Genomic DNA, 13,671 nt, shown 5'->3' on the forward strand with positions numbered 1-13,671 from the left:
CTGCCCCTCGGGGACAGGCCGCTTCGCGAGCCGGCGGTTACCAGCCGGCGGAACCGATCTCCTTGCGGGCGCCCAGGCCGCCCTGGCCCGTACCCGGGTAGAGGAACAGCTTGCCGGTCGAGTTCTCGACCGCGACCAGGTCATCCGACAGGTTCGAGTTCAGCAGGTCGCCGCCGATCAGGTCGGACATTCCGTTCCAGCCGCCCGAGCCGATCTGGATGCGCGGGCTCAGGTAGCCGTTGGCGCCGGGGTACATGAACAGCTTGCCGGTGGACTTCTCCACGGCCACCAGGTCCTGGCGGCCGGAGTTGTTGAGGTCCATGCCGGTCAGGTTGGACATGCCGTTCCAGCCGCCCGAGCCGATCTCCTTGCGGGCGCCGAGCGCGCCGCCGGACGTACCGGGGTAGAGGTAGAGCTTGCCGGTGGCCTTCTCGACCGCCGCGAGGTCGGCTATCGCGTCGCCGTTCAGGTTGAGCCCCGTCAGGTTGGACATGCCGTTCCAGCCGCCGGTGCCGATCAGGACCCGGGCGCCGCCCGAGGAGATGGTCGAGTCGTCAGCGCCCTTGTACAGCCACAGCTTGCCGGTGGACTCCTCCACCGCCACGATGTCGTCCTTGCCGTCACCGGTGAAGTCGCCGCCGGTCAGGTTGGACATGCCGTTCCAGCCGCCCGAGCCGATCAGGACGCGGGAGCTGCCGCCGGCGATGGCTCCCGTGGAACTGCCCTTGTACAGCCACAGCTTGCCCGTGGAGGCCTCGACCGCGGCGACGTCGATCACGTTGTCGCCGTTCAGGTCGGCGGAGGCCAGGTCGGTCATGCCGGTGCTGCCGGCGGTGCCGTCACCCGGGCCCTCCGGCTTCGGGTCCGGGGTCGCGGTCGCACAGTTCTTGCTGGTCAGCGACTTCTCCCACTCGCCGTAGCCGCTGAACGTGCTGCCGTTGAAGGTGGTGGTCAGGTACGTCGTGTTGTAGCGCTGCTCGTAGTGCAGGTGCGCCCCCGTGGAGTTGCCGGTGCTGCCGACGGCGCCGATCTGCTGGCCCCGCGCCACGGTGGCGCCGCTGGAGACGCTGAAGCTGCTCAGGTGGGCGTACAGCGTGCTGTAGCCGTTGCCGTGGTCGATGACCGCGTACTTGCCGTAGCTCTCGTTGCCCTTGTCCCTGAGCGTCACCCGGCCGCCCTCGCTCGCCACCACCGGCATGCCGTAGGTCGAGCCGCCGTGGGTCCAGTCGATCGCGGCGGGGGTGGGGCTGTGGTGCCCCCGGGAGGCACCCTGCCAGCTCTCGCCGCACCGGAACGGCATCTGGAACAGCGGGCGGTCGCTGGTGGCGGAGAACGCGGAGGCGGTGACCTCACCGTAGGACGCCGGGAGGCCCATCTCCTCCAGGGTCAGCGCGGGCAGGTCGGTGTGCGGGTCCTCCGGGCCGTCGGCGACGGCGCCGCCGGTGGAGAGGGCCACCGCGGTGAGCGTGGCGCAGACCAGACCGGTGGCGATGCGCACGCGCCGGGTCATGAACCGGGAGAGCGCGGAGGAGCGGGCGGAGTCGGCGGAGTGGGCAGAGTTGGCGGAGGAGACAGACATGGGATGCGTCCAAACCGGCACGGGCGTGCCAAGGGAGGGTCGGTGGAGTGAAGGGGTGTCGCGGAGGAGAGGGGTGCGCGGGGGGCGGTACGGGCTACCAGCCCGCGGTGCCGATCTCCTTGCGCGCGCCCAGGCCCGTGCCGGTGCCGGGGTAGAGGTAGAGCTTTCCGGTCGCCTTGTCGGCGGCGATCACGTCGTCGTACCCGTTCGAGGTGAAGTCGCCGCCGGTCAGGTCGTTCATGCCGTTCCAGCCGCCGGAGCCGATCTCCGTACGGGAGTTCAGGCCGGTGCCGTTGCTCTTGTAGAGCCAGAGCTTGCCGGAGGAGCTCTCGGCGGCGACGATGTCGGCCTTGCCGTCGCTGTTGATGTCCATGCCGATCAGGTCGTGCATGCCGTTCCAGCCGCCCGAGCCGATCTCGACGCGGGTGCTGCCGCCGCCGATGGAGCCGGCGCCGTTGCCCTTGTACAGCCAGAGCTTGCCGGTCGTGGTCTCGACGGCCGCGATGTCGGCCTTGCCGTCGCCGGTGAGGTCGCCGCCGACCAGGTCGTGCATGCCGTTCCAGCCGCCGGAGCCGATCTCCTTGCGGGCGTTCAGGCCGGTGCCGTTGCCCGGGTAGAGGTAGAGCTTCCCGGTGGACTCCTCGGTGGCGATGATGTCGTCCCGGCCGTCGCCGGTGAAGTCACCGCCCGCCAGGTTGGACATGCCGTTCCAGCCGCCCGAGCCGATCTCGACGCGAGCGCTGCCGCCGGCGATGGTTCCGGTGGAAGTGCCCTTGTACAGCCAGAGCTTGCCGGTGGAGGCCTCCACGCCGACCACGTCGTCCACGCCGTCGCCGTTGAGGTTGGCCGCGACGAGGTCGGTCATGCCGGTGGGGGCCGGGGGCGGGGTGGTGGTGGCCGGGTCGTCGACGATGTTGGTGTAGCGCACGGGGTAGAACGGGCCGTAGCCCGAGTAGTACGGGTAGTCGTAGACCCGGTAGTGCACGCCGCTCGGGGTGAAGTCGAAGCCGTAGTACTTGGTGTGGTCGCTGTTGGCCCACTTCTCGAAGAGGACGATGTGGCCGTCCGCACCGGCGTCGTTGTCCAGCAGGGCGTCGCCGGCCTTGAGGTCGGCCTTGCCGATGGACCGGACGAGCCCGCGGGGCTCGAAGGAGTCGGTGGTGGGTGAGCCGTCGAGGTCCCAGGCCATCGAGACGTAGCCGGAGCAGTCGGTGCGGTAACCGCCGTACGTGGCCGAGCCCTTGTAGACCAGGCCGGCGTTGACCCACGTCCTGGCGCGGTCGATCACCTTGCTGCGGGTGATGGTCGTGGCGGTCGAGGAGTACGCCGAGGCTCTGAAGTCCCCGTCGAGGCCGATCTCCGGGCCCTGTCCGGTGCTGCCGTAGTCCGGGTCGTCGGTCGTGGTCTCGGCGATGGCGGCGGGTGCGGCGGTGGCCGTCTCCATCGTGACGACCAGGCCGGCGGCGACGGCGCCGGCCAGGACGGTGGCCACGGCAGCGTGGCGGGCATTCCGTATGTTCACGGCATTTCGGGCGGCTCGGGGCATGGCGGGGCTCCGGTGGTGGCTCGTGGGTGGCTGAGAGCGCGCTGCTCGACCAGCGGCAGAGGCGTACGCGGCGGTGCGGTGCAGCGAGCGGCGCGGGGGGACAGCTGCCCTGCAGGTGCAGCGGTCCGGATCCCGTGTCGCGTGTCGGGGGCGGCTTGCGCCCCGGTGACAGGCACTAGATTCGCCGCCGCCCGGAGCGGGCGGAAGGGGAAGCCGCTGGCCCCAACGGGCCATGGCCGGACCAGTCCAGGGCGCCGCGAGGCCCGGACGAAAAGCGCCCGGCCGGATCACGTGGGGTGATCCGGCCGGGCGGACGGGGTGCGGACTATGGGGAGGACGTAAAGGCCGGGGGCCTACACGCGCGCGGGAAGCCAGCCCTGCTGTACCGCGCGGACACCGGCCTCGAAGCGGCTGCGGGCGCCCAGCCGTTCCATCAGCTCGTTGGCGATGCGCCGGGCCGTACGCGAGGACACCCCCAGACGCTTGCCGATCGCCTCGTCCGTGTGGCCCTCCGCCAGCAGCCGGACCGCCGCCGACTGCTGCGCGGTCAGCCCGTGCGGGCCCAGGACCGCCACCTCCGCCAGCGGCTGCGCCGAAGCCCACGTCGACTCGAAGAGCGCGCACAGGGCGACGAGCATCCCGTGCCCGGTGAGGACGACCGCCCCGGCGGAGGAGTCGTCGCTCACCGGGATCAGAGCCGTCCGCCGGTCCACGACGAGCATCCGGGTCGGCAGCGACGGCGCCGTGCGCACCTGGCCGCCCAGCTCCGCGAGCCAGTTCGCGTGCTCGACGGAGGGGCGGTTGTTGCGGACGCTGTCCAGGTACACGGTGCGCATCCGCACCCCCCGCTCCAGCAGCTGCCGGTTGAGCGGGCGGGAGGCGGCGAGGGCGGACGCGCTGAGCGTGGCGTCCGGGGAGAACGCGAGCAGTTCCTCCCGGGTCTCACGGGTCAGCGCGACCAGCCGGTCGCGGACCGCGTCGAGGCCGATGAGCTGCTCCACGCCGGGATGGTTGCTGGCGGGCCGGAGTTCCGAGTACTCGGAGATCAGCCGGGCCGCGGCCGCCCGGGATGCCTCCAACCGCTGCTGCTGGGCGGCGAGTTCGGCCTGCCCGCGGGCCATGAGGATCTCCATGCCGATGTCGGGTGAGACCGCGCGCAGTCGGCCGCTGTCGTCGGCGGACGGCTGGACCAGGGCCAGTTCGCTGAGCAGGTCCAGGGCCTCGCGTACGTCGTCCTGTGTGGACCCCACCGCGGCGGCGAGCGCCGCGACCCCCGACGTGGGCGCCATGAGCATGGCGCGGTAGACGGCCTCGGCTCTGGCGTCGAGCCCGAGTTCGGTCAACATGTGGTCCCCCAACCTCAGTGTGTGACTGTCGCGGTGATCATCTCAGAGGGGTCGCGAGCTGGACAGATGCGGCCACGTCCGCAAGCGGCCGGCCGTGTTGGCGGTTGGGCGGGGCCCGCACGGGTGACCGTAGAAGCATGTACCTCGTCCACGCCCGGCTGTGCACGATTCCCCCGGCCGAAGTCCCCGACGACCTGCGCGAGGCGGCCCGTGCGGGGCTGGCGGCGCGGGACCGGGTCGAGCACCTGGCCGTGCACCCGCAGTCCGCACACCACTTCACCCTGGGTTTCTATCTGCTGTCGGACTCCCTGGAGGAGGCCGAGCAGCGGGCGGAGGCCGTCTGCCGGCGCCTCCTGGGGGCGCGCGTGCTGCCGCCGGCACGGCTCCTGGGGGTGGGCGTACCGCTCATGCCGGTGGGGCTGATCTGAGCGGTGGCCGGCCGGCGTGTGGACGCATCCGTCCAGGGACGGTTTGGGCCAGCCGCAGGCCCTTCTGCGGCGGCGCGGGCCCGGCTTAGCTGTGTCTCACCGGAAAGGACGGCGCCACCGCGGGGCGCGGGACCGGCCGGGACCACCACAGCCGCTTGCCCGAAGGGAACCGGACACCATGAGCATCACCCGCATCGCCCAGGCCGCCGCGGTCGCAGCCCTCGCCCTGGCCCTCGCCACCCCCGCCGCGGCCGCCGCCGCCCTCGCGGCACCGGCGCAGTCCCCGGTCGTCGCGACGACGAACGACATGAGCTGGCAGTAGCAGTAGCCGGCACCGGAAGGCCGCCGGCCCGGCGGCGTGAGCCCCACCACGGCACAGCCCCCGCGTCAGTGATGCGGGGGCTGCCGCGTTAACCTCGAACGGTGGATCCGAAGACCAGAAACCGTGTCATGGCCGGTGTGCTCGTGCTGATGTTCGCCGTCGTCGCCGTGGCGGCCGCCCTGGGCCAGTAGCCCGCCCGCCGCACGCTCGGGCCGGGGCGGCGGCCGCGGCGGCGGCCGCTGCGGCACCGGATCACCAGGCGAAGGCCTCCGGGGACGGACCGGGCCCGGGGAAGATCTCGTCCAGCCCGGCCAGTACCTCCTCGGCGAGCTCCAGTTCCAGCGCGCGCAGCGCGCTCTCCAGCTGCTCCGCCGTACGCGGGCCGACGATGGGGCCCGTCACGCCGGGCCGGGTGAGCAGCCAGGCCAGCGCCGTCTCGCCGGGCTCCAGGCCGTGCTTGTCGAGCAGGTCCTCGTACGCCTGCACCTGGGCCCGTACCGAGCTGTTGGCCAGCGCGTCCGCCGACCGTCCGGAGGCGCGGCGGCCGCCCTCGGCCTCCTTCTTGACGACCCCGCCCAGCAGGCCGCCGTGCAGCGGGGACCAGGGGATGACGCCGAGGCCGTAGTCCTGGGCCGCCGGGATGACCTCCATCTCCGCGCGCCGCTCGGCGAGGTTGTAGAGGCACTGCTCGCTGACGAGTCCGACCATTCCGCGCCGGGCGGCCGTCTCGTTGGCCTGGGCGATCTTGTATCCGGGGAAGTTGGAGGAGCCCGCGTAGAGGATCTTGCCCTGCTGGATCAGTACGTCCACGGCCTGCCAGATCTCCTCGAAGGGGGTCCGGCGGTCGATGTGGTGGAACTGGTAGACGTCGATGTGGTCGGTCTGGAGCCGCTTGAGGCTGGCCTCGACGGCCCGGCGGATGTTCAGCGCCGACAGCCGGTCCTCGTTGGGCCAGGTCTCGCCCTCGCGGGACATGGAGCCGTAGACCTTGGTGGCCAGGACCGTCTTCTCGCGCCGGCTCCCGCCCTGCGCGAACCAGGTGCCGAGGATCTCCTCGGTGCGGCCCTTGTTCGCGCCCCACCCGTACACATTGGCCGTGTCCACGAAATTGAGACCGGCGTCGAGGGCGGCGTCCAGGATCCGGTGGCTGGTCGGTTCGTCTGTCTGCGGACCGAAGTTCATCGTGCCGAGGACGAGTCGGCTGACCTTGAGTCCGGTGCGTCCGAGCTGCGTGTACTTCATGGGGCACAAGCCAACTGCTTCGAGTCCACTCCAGGCAAGGGCCTGCGGGTTGGCTAGGTGGTCGCCGGCCGGTAGGGGCCGCCGATGCCCCAGGCCTGGTGGAGCACCGCCGCGAACTCGCCCGCCAGGCGGTGTTCTCCCGAGGCGTTGGGGTGGGTCCCGTCGTAGGTGTCGCGGTGGATGTCGTACGCGTCCGGGCGGGCGCCCAGCAGGATCGGTGAGGCGGCGGTGGTCAGATCGGCCACGGCCTTCGCCAGGAGCTCGTTGAAACGGGCCACCTCGGCGGCGAAGGGGGCGTCCTCCTCGGCGCGGATGTTCGGTATCACCGGCAGCAGCACCATCCGGATGCCGGGGCGGGCCTCGCGGGCGGCCGCGACGAAGCGGCGCATGGTGGCGGCGGTGTCGTCGGCGCCCGTGTAGAAGCCGAGGTCGATCAGGCCGAGGGAGACCAGCAGGACGTCGGCGCGGCCGGCGCGGGCCGCGGGGCCGATCAGCGGGGCCATGTGCTGCCAGCCCTCGCCCCAGCCGGCCAGGTGCCGGCGGGCGTCCGGCGGGAAGTCCGGGTCGGCGTAGGCGTGGCTGGTGGGCGCGTCGGCGGCGGTGTCGTACAGCTCGGTGCGCGGGCCGACGATCTCGTAGGGCCCGCCGGGGGTGGAGCACAAGTGCTGCCACATCCGGTAGCGCCAGGTCCAGTCACCGGCGCGTCCGATGGTCATGGAGTCGCCGACGAACATGAAACGCATCCGGTCATCATCGCGGATCACCCGACCCGGGCCCCTGTGATGCCGGACACGCCGGGGCCGGAGCGGGCGGGAGCGGGCGGGAGCGGGCGGGAGCAGGCGGGAGCAGGCAGGACCGGAACGGAGCGACCTGCGGCACCGGACACCACGGACCCGGCGTGATCCGACGGACACGGCCCGCGGGCTGGCAGGCTGGGGGGCATGCGCATGCTGCCGTTGACGTCCGCCTCCGCCGCCCTGGTGCTCGCCCTGCTGCTGCCGTCGTCGGCGGCGCTCGCGGCCGAGGCTCCCGGCGTGTCCTCGTTCACCATCACCGACCCGCGGATCAAGGAGTCGAGCGGACTGGCGGCCAGCCGGATCCACCCGGGCGTGTACTGGACGCACAACGACAGCGACGACGGCCCGTACGTCTACGCGGTGGACTCGGCGAGCGGCAAAACGGTGGCGCGGGTCACCCTGACGGGCGTCGGGCGTCCGCGGGACGTCGAGGCGATCTCACTGGGGCCGGACGGGCAGTTGTACGTCGGTGACATCGGGGACAACAAGGACGGCACCTGGGACCACGTGTGGATCTACCGGTTCCCGGAGCCGAAGCAGCTGGGTGATGTCACGGTCAAGGCCGCGCAGTTCACGGTGCGGTACGCGGACGGGCCGCGGAACGCGGAGGCGCTGATGGTGCATCCGGTGACGGGGCGGGTGTACATCGCGAGCAAGCACGAGCGCACGGGCGGGCTGTACGAGGGCCCGGAGCGGCTGTCGGCGGGCGGGGCGAACGTGTTCCGGCGGGTCGCGGACGTGCCGTGGGTGACGGACGGGGCGTTCTCCCCCGACGGGAGCCGGCTGGCCCTGCGGGGCTACTTCGCGGCCCGTACGTACCCGTGGAAGGACGGCCGGCCGGAGGGCGAGGGCGAGCGGGTGGACGCGCCGTGGCAGGGGCAGGCCGAGTCGGCGACGTACACGGCGGACGGCTCGGCGCTGATGTTCGGCGCGGAGGGCGAAGCCAGCCGGGTCGTCGCGGTCCCGCTGGCCGGCGCGTCCGGCGCCCCGTCGGCGTCCCCGCAACCGGGGTCACCGGCGGACGCGGCTCATTTGCCGGAGCCGCCGGGCGGCTTCGGCAAGGGAGCCGCGGTCCTGGCGGCCGCCTTGGTCATCGTCTTCGCCGCCAAGCGGCTGTTGCGCCGCCGGGGACGTGCCGATTAGCAGGCTACGAGTGGCCCAGGTCCGCCGCGGGAAGGTCCGCCGTGGGGACCGAGCCCGTGTCCGGGGACGGGCGCAGCAGGAACTCGTCCGTGGCCATCGAGTCGAGCACCGGCGGCGCCGGCCTCAGCGGCGCCGGCATGACCGCCGCCTCCGAGTGGCCACCGCACCCGTACGAGAGCGAGACCAGCCGCCCGTCGGCCGGGCTGAACTCGTTCGCGCACACGCCGAAGGCCTGCCCCAGCGAGCCGCCGATCGCGACGAGGAAGCCGCAGGAGACACAGGACGCCGGCGCCGCCTGCGCCATCGGGGTCTTCGCGCCGAAGGCCTCGTCCCAGCGGTCGGCCGCGCTGTGCAGCCCGTACCGCGAAAGGACCCGGGCCCGGCGCATGCCGAGTTCCTCGGCGACCGAGGTGATCGAGCCGCGGACCGGGACCACCGTGCGGTCGGTGACGTCCGCGTCCTCCGCCTCGACCAGTTCGGCCATCTCGGTGGAGACCACCGAGTTCGGCGGCGGGGCGTCCTCGCCCGACCAGCCCGGCTCCAGCCGCAGGTCCTCGGCGTCGGTGGGCAGCAGGTCGCCCGGGCCCATGTCGCCGGGGCGCAGCCGCTCGCTCCACGGCACCCATTCGGGGGCGAGCAGCGCGTCCTCGCCGGGGAGCAGCACCGTTTCGTCGAGCGTGACGTTCTTGGCGCGGGAGGCGCGGGTCACGGTGACGGCCCAGCGCCAGCCGCGGTAGCCGGGCTCCTTGGCCTCGAAGAAGTGCGTGACGACGCGGTCACCCTCCGCCACGGCGGAGACGTGCTCTCCCACCACACCGGGGAAAGCGGCTTCCTCGGCCGCCGCACGGGCGAGTTCTACCGCCTCGACGCACAGGCGGTCGGGGGTACGCGGGGTACGGCTTCGCGTCGTCGCAGCACTCACTGGTCTCGTTCTCTCCTACGCCGTCTCACGAGTGCGCCGTCCGTACTGTCGTCCACAACGACCCGTCGGTCCTGTCCGTACGTGGAGCGGGCGGAGCGGACCAGAGGGCCGCGTCGACGTCCGCACCCGATCGGACTCCGGGCGCACCTTTATGCGATCCATTCTGCGGGATCGCGAAGAGGCGCGCGGCCAAGAGCAACCGCCGGTGGCGCGCTACGCACGCTACCTCCTCCGAAGCCCCGGGCCCACATGCAAGGTCCGATTCGCGGAGAAGGCCGCGCGCGGAGGACGCCCGCGACGCGCCGGGAGGGGTCCGGGAGGGACCTGTGGGGCACTATGGCCAGGTGGCACCCGTACGGTCGTCCCGCGACGGCTCGGGACCGGCCAGGCGGGCCGGCCGGGCCCTGGGGCGTGCCCTGCACCTGCCCATCACCGGTACGGCGCGCGGCATCCGGCGCGCCACGCACGCGCACGGGGCCGGCGAATCGGGTCTCGGCAAGCTCATCGAACTGCACGCCATCAACGGCGCCGGCGACATGATGATCACGGTGGCGCTGGCCTCGACGGTGTTCTTCTCCGTCCCCACGGACGAGGCGCGCGGCCGGGTGGCCCTCTACCTGGCGATCACGATGGCCCCCTTCACGCTGCTGGCCCCGGTGATCGGGCCGCTCCTGGACCGGCTGCCGCACGGCCGGCGGGCCTCGATGGCGGCCGCGATGCTCGCGCGGGCGCTGCTGGCGCTGCTGATGTCGGCCGCGGTGGCCACGGGCGGCCTGGAGCTGTATCCGGCGGCGCTGGGCGTGCTGGTCTCGTCGAAGGCGTACGGGGTCGTGCGCAGCGCCGTGGTGCCGCGGCTGCTGCCGCCCGCGTTCTCGCTGGTCAAGGCGAACTCCCGGGTCACGCTGGCCGGGCTGCTGGCCACGGGCGTGGCGGCGCCGGCGGGTGCCGGGCTCCACCAGATCGGCCCGCAGTGGCCGCTGTACGGGGCCTGCGCGATCTTCGTCTGGGGCACCTTCGCGGCGTTCACGCTGCCGCACAAGGTGGACGAGGCCAAGGGCGAGGGGCGGGCCCGGCTGTCCACGCACGAGGCGCACTCGCGGCGGCCGGGGCTGCGGACGGTCAGCCGGTCGGTCCTGTGCGGCCTGCTCGCGAACGCGGCGATGCGCGGACTGTCCGGGTTCTTGATCTTCTTCCTGGCGTTCCTGTTGCGCGAGCATCCCCTGGCGGGGCAGAGCGCGGCGGTGTCGCTGGGCATCGTGGGCGTCTCGGCGGGCGTGGGCAACGCGTGCGGCACGGCGGTGGGGGCGTGGCTGCGGGCCAGGGCGCCGGAGGCGATCATCGCGGCCGTGCTCAGCCTGACCCTCGCGGTCGCGGTGCTGGCGGCGGCGTTCTTCAGCGGGCTGTTCATGGCGGTGCTGGGCGCGACGGCGGGCTTCTGCCAGGCGCTGGCGAAGCTGTCGCTGGACGCGATGATCCAGCGGGACGTGCCGGAGGCGGTCCGTACGTCCGCGTTCGCCCGTTCGGAGACGCTGCTCCAGATGGCGTGGGTGCTGGGCGGGGCGATCGGGATCGCCCTGCCGCTGCACGGGGTCCTGGGCATGTCCGTGGCGGCGGCCGTGGTCGCCGCCGGCACGACCATGGCCTACCGCGGCCTCCTCGGCGCCCCCCGCCACCACCCGGGCACTCCCCGCCCCCGCGTCGCGTAGCCCCGCCCCCCACGGCTGAATGTGCCCGCGAGTGCGCAGGCGCGGCGCCGCCGCCGGGGGCCAGCCCCCGGACCCCCGCGCCTCAAACGCCGGCGGGGCTGACATTGCCCTGCGGGCAATCCAGCCGCCCCTGGCGGCCGGCATCCGCCAAATCCACCCCCGCCGGCGCTTGAGGCGCGGGGTCTCCTTCAGCCTCGCCGGCGTTTGAGGCGCGGGGTCCGGGGCGGAGCCCCGGGAAGCCCCGGCGCAGCCCGGGGCCACTCGCGCCACGGCGCTACACCCAAACCAGCCCCGCCGGCGTTTGAGGCGCGGGGTCCGGGGCGGAGCCCCGGGAAGCCCGGGCGCAGCCCGGGGCCGCTCGCGCGGCGGCGCGGCGCCCGAGACCCCGTACAGCGGCGCAGCCCAGCGGCGCGGCGCCCGGGACCCCGTACAGCGGCGCAGCAACGCCGCACCCGGGACCCCCCGTGCAGCGGCGCAGCCCAGCGGCCCGATAGCCTTCGGCTCATGACCGCACCGCTTTTCTCGGGTAGGGCCCGCCGCAGCGTCGCGGCCCTCGGAGCCGTGTCCGCCGGCCTCCTCCTCCTCTCCGCCTGCGGCGACAAGCCGACACCGCTGGCGACCGTGACGGTCGGCACCTCGTCGGTGTCCGCCGAAGCCGCCTGCCACGAAGGCACCGAGCCGCTGTCCATGGACAAGGTCCAGGACTGTCTCACCAACCTGAAGGACGCCAAGACCGTCGAGTACGCCCGCGGCGACACGCTGCGCCTGGGCGTCGAGCCGGACGTCGTCGAGGACGGCAAGAAGTGGCAGGCGGTCCTGGACGGGCAGCCCATCACCGAGCCCTCCTCGAACACCTACCGCAGCTTCCCGGGCGCCGACGTCTTCGCGACCGGCGGCCAGGGCGAGGCCCCCGCCTCGAAGAAGCTCGCCTTCGTCCAGGTCGGCGAGGACGGCAAGCCGCTCTCCGTCTGGACCTTCAACCTGAAGCTCAAGTAACCGGGCGGCCCCGGTGCGCGCGCTCGTCGTGACCGCGGTGGCGGCGGAGGCAGACTCCGTCGCCGCCGGGCTGACCCCTCATCCGGACGCGCCCGGTCCTGAGCCGCGCACCCTCCCCGGCGGTTATCCCGTCACCCGCCGGGACCTCCCGGGCATCGCCTTCGACGTGCTCGTCGCGGGCGTCGGTCCGGCGGCGGCCGCCGCCGGGACCGCCACCGCCCTGGCCCTCGGCCCGTACGCGCTCGTCGTCTCGGCCGGCATCGGCGGCGGGTTCCAGCCCGCCGCCCCGCCCGGCTCCCTCGTCGTCGCGGACGCGATCGTCGCCGCCGATCTGGGGGCCGAAACCCCCGAGGGCTTCCTGGACGTACGGGCCCTCGGCTTCGGGCACAGCGTGCACCTGCCGCCCGCCGAGCTCGCCGCGCGTGCCGCCGAGGCCACCGGGGCGCTGCTCGCGCCCGTCCTGACCGTCTCCACCGTCACCGGCAGCACCGCCCGGGCCGCCGAACTCGCCGCCCGGCACCCGATGGCCGGGGCCGAGGCGATGGAGGGCTTCGGAGTGGCGGAGGCGGCCGCCGCGCACGGGCTGCCCGTACTGGAGATCCGCGCCGTGTCCAACGCCGTGGGCCCGCGTGACCGTGCCGCCTGGCGGATCGGGGACGCGCTCGCCGCGCTCGCCGACGGCTTCCGCACGCTGGGGCCCGTACTCGCGAACTGGGGAGAACGCCATGAGCACCGGTGAACCGCTGAAGATCGCCTACTCGCCCTGCCCGAACGACACGTTCGTCTTCGACGCCTGGGCGCACGGCCGCGTCCCGGACGCGCCCGCCCTCGACGTCACCTTCGCGGACATCGACCTCACCAACGGCATGGCCGAGCGCGGCGAGCTGGACGTGCTGAAGGTGTCGTACGCCGTGCTGCCCTGGGTGCTCGATGAGTACGCGCTGCTGCCCTGCGGCGGGGCCCTGGGCCGGGGCTTCGGCCCGCTCGTGCTCACGCGTGAGCCGGGCCTCGACCTGGCGGGCAGGACCGTCGCCGTGCCGAGCGAACGCTCCACCGCCTACCTGCTGTTCCGGCTGTGGGCGGCGGACGTGCTCCCGGCCGGGGTCGGCGAGGTGGTCGTACTGCCCTTCAACGAGATCATGCCCGCGGTGCGCGACGGCCGGGTGGACGCCGGACTGGTCATCCACGAGGCCCGGTTCACCTATCAGGACTACGGGCTGCACTGCCTGGCCGACATGGGCGAGCACTGGGAGTCCACGACCGGGCTGCCGATCCCGCTCGGCGCGATCATCGCCAGGCGTTCGCTGGGCGCCGCGACCCTGAAGACGCTGGCCGAGTCCGCCCGTACGTCGGTCCGGATGGCCTGGGATGACCCGGAGGCCTCCCGTCCGTACGTACGGGCCCACGCGCAGGAGCTGGACCCGGCCGTCGCCGACCAGCACATCGGGCTCTACGTCAACGAGTTCACCGCCGAGCTCGGCGACGACGGCTACGCGGCCGTGCGCGGGCTGTTGACGCGGGCGGCGGCGGAGGGGCTGGTACCGGCCATCGCACCCGGCGCCCTGGCCTTCCCCTAGCCCTGCCGCGCCCCTCGGACCGGCCAACATCACAGCGGGACCAGGCCCGTTGACAGTATTCTTCCTG

13 protein-coding genes are annotated in these 13,671 nt (G+C 73.3%); 7 read left to right on the forward strand and 6 right to left on the reverse strand.

Annotated features, from left to right (window positions below):
• Positions 1-37: 37 nt before the first annotated feature.
• The 3 genes from ACZ6I1_RS15620 to ACZ6I1_RS15630 all read right to left on the reverse strand — a co-directional run bounded on the left by ACZ6I1_RS15620 (position 38) and on the right by ACZ6I1_RS15630 (position 4,471).
• Positions 38-1,579, reverse strand: coding sequence for a peptidoglycan DD-metalloendopeptidase family protein (locus tag ACZ6I1_RS15620; protein WP_469287381.1), 1,542 nt, complete (start codon positions 1,577-1,579; stop codon positions 38-40).
• 94 nt (positions 1,580-1,673) lie between these two features.
• Entirely contained in the window at positions 1,674-3,101 is a 1,428-nt protein-coding gene (locus ACZ6I1_RS15625; RefSeq protein WP_469287382.1) for a C40 family peptidase, read from the reverse strand.
• 377 nt (positions 3,102-3,478) lie between these two features.
• Positions 3,479-4,471, reverse strand: a complete 993-nt coding sequence (locus ACZ6I1_RS15630; RefSeq protein ID WP_469287383.1) for a helix-turn-helix domain-containing protein — start codon at positions 4,469-4,471, stop codon at positions 3,479-3,481.
• Positions 4,472-4,608: 137 nt separating this feature from the next.
• Between ACZ6I1_RS15630 and ACZ6I1_RS15635 the strand changes: the two genes are divergently transcribed.
• Both ACZ6I1_RS15635 and ACZ6I1_RS15640 read left to right on the forward strand, forming a co-directional pair.
• Positions 4,609-4,899: a hypothetical protein gene (locus tag ACZ6I1_RS15635; protein ID WP_469287385.1), complete on the forward strand. Its 291-nt coding sequence runs from the start codon at positions 4,609-4,611 to the stop codon at positions 4,897-4,899.
• 178 nt (positions 4,900-5,077) lie between these two features.
• Positions 5,078-5,221 (forward strand): hypothetical protein, encoded by a 144-nt coding sequence (locus ACZ6I1_RS15640; RefSeq protein ID WP_469287387.1) that lies wholly within the window; start codon positions 5,078-5,080, stop codon positions 5,219-5,221.
• Positions 5,222-5,473: 252 nt separating this feature from the next.
• Here ACZ6I1_RS15640 and ACZ6I1_RS15645 read toward each other — a convergent pair whose 3' ends face one another.
• Positions 5,474-6,463 carry an aldo/keto reductase gene (locus ACZ6I1_RS15645; RefSeq protein WP_469287389.1) on the reverse strand — a complete coding sequence of 330 codons (990 nt, stop codon included), beginning with the start codon at positions 6,461-6,463 and terminating at the stop codon, positions 5,474-5,476.
• Between the two features lie 53 nt (positions 6,464-6,516).
• Positions 6,517-7,206, reverse strand: a complete 690-nt coding sequence (locus ACZ6I1_RS15650; protein WP_469287391.1) for a GDSL-type esterase/lipase family protein — start codon at positions 7,204-7,206, stop codon at positions 6,517-6,519.
• Positions 7,207-7,404: 198 nt separating this feature from the next.
• Here ACZ6I1_RS15650 and ACZ6I1_RS15655 point away from each other — a divergent pair, with 198 nt between their 5' ends.
• Entirely contained in the window at positions 7,405-8,403 is a 999-nt protein-coding gene (locus ACZ6I1_RS15655; protein WP_469287393.1) for a WD40 repeat domain-containing protein, read from the forward strand.
• A 4-nt stretch (positions 8,404-8,407) separates the two neighbouring features.
• On the opposite strand, the gene ACZ6I1_RS15660 is transcribed toward ACZ6I1_RS15655, so the two are convergent.
• Positions 8,408-9,325, reverse strand: coding sequence for a DUF3027 domain-containing protein (locus ACZ6I1_RS15660; protein ID WP_469287395.1), 918 nt, complete (start codon positions 9,323-9,325; stop codon positions 8,408-8,410).
• Between the two features lie 326 nt (positions 9,326-9,651).
• On the opposite strand from ACZ6I1_RS15660, the gene ACZ6I1_RS15665 reads away from it, so the two are divergent.
• The 4 genes from ACZ6I1_RS15665 (at position 9,652) to ACZ6I1_RS15680 (ending at position 13,604) form a co-directional block, all read left to right on the forward strand.
• Positions 9,652-11,031, forward strand: a complete 1,380-nt coding sequence (locus tag ACZ6I1_RS15665; protein WP_469287397.1) for an MFS transporter — start codon at positions 9,652-9,654, stop codon at positions 11,029-11,031.
• A gap of 504 nt (positions 11,032-11,535) precedes the next feature.
• The gene (locus ACZ6I1_RS15670) at positions 11,536-12,027 is read left to right on the forward strand and encodes a DUF2771 domain-containing protein (RefSeq protein ID WP_469287399.1); all 492 of its coding nucleotides are present in this window, start codon (positions 11,536-11,538) and stop codon (positions 12,025-12,027) included.
• A gap of 13 nt (positions 12,028-12,040) precedes the next feature.
• On the forward strand, positions 12,041-12,766 hold the full coding sequence (locus tag ACZ6I1_RS15675) for a futalosine hydrolase (RefSeq protein ID WP_469287401.1): 726 nt from the start codon (positions 12,041-12,043) through the stop codon (positions 12,764-12,766).
• A complete protein-coding gene (locus ACZ6I1_RS15680; RefSeq protein ID WP_469287403.1) occupies positions 12,753-13,604 on the forward strand; it encodes a 1,4-dihydroxy-6-naphthoate synthase in 852 nt (283 codons plus the stop codon). The genes ACZ6I1_RS15675 and ACZ6I1_RS15680 overlap by 14 nt, the downstream gene beginning before the upstream one ends.
• Positions 13,605-13,671 lie beyond the last annotated feature (67 nt).

Source organism: Streptomyces sp. NPDC046303, assembly GCF_055588085.1.

Excerpts from the sequence above, each read along its gene's own strand:
- ACZ6I1_RS15645 (WP_469287389.1), bottom strand. The coding sequence starts at position 6,463 with ATGAAGTACACGCAGCTCGGACGCACCGGACTCAAGGTCAGCCGACTC.
- ACZ6I1_RS15670 (WP_469287399.1), top strand. The coding sequence starts at position 11,536 with ATGACCGCACCGCTTTTCTCGGGTAGGGCCCGCCGCAGCGTCGCGGCC.
- ACZ6I1_RS15650 (WP_469287391.1), bottom strand. The coding sequence starts at position 7,206 with ATGCGTTTCATGTTCGTCGGCGACTCCATGACCATCGGACGCGCCGGT.
- ACZ6I1_RS15680 (WP_469287403.1), top strand. The coding sequence starts at position 12,753 with ATGAGCACCGGTGAACCGCTGAAGATCGCCTACTCGCCCTGCCCGAAC.
- ACZ6I1_RS15630 (WP_469287383.1), bottom strand. The coding sequence starts at position 4,471 with ATGTTGACCGAACTCGGGCTCGACGCCAGAGCCGAGGCCGTCTACCGC.
- ACZ6I1_RS15635 (WP_469287385.1), top strand. The coding sequence starts at position 4,609 with ATGTACCTCGTCCACGCCCGGCTGTGCACGATTCCCCCGGCCGAAGTC.
- ACZ6I1_RS15620 (WP_469287381.1), bottom strand. The coding sequence starts at position 1,579 with ATGTCTGTCTCCTCCGCCAACTCTGCCCACTCCGCCGACTCCGCCCGC.
- ACZ6I1_RS15640 (WP_469287387.1), top strand. The coding sequence starts at position 5,078 with ATGAGCATCACCCGCATCGCCCAGGCCGCCGCGGTCGCAGCCCTCGCC.
- ACZ6I1_RS15655 (WP_469287393.1), top strand. The coding sequence starts at position 7,405 with ATGCGCATGCTGCCGTTGACGTCCGCCTCCGCCGCCCTGGTGCTCGCC.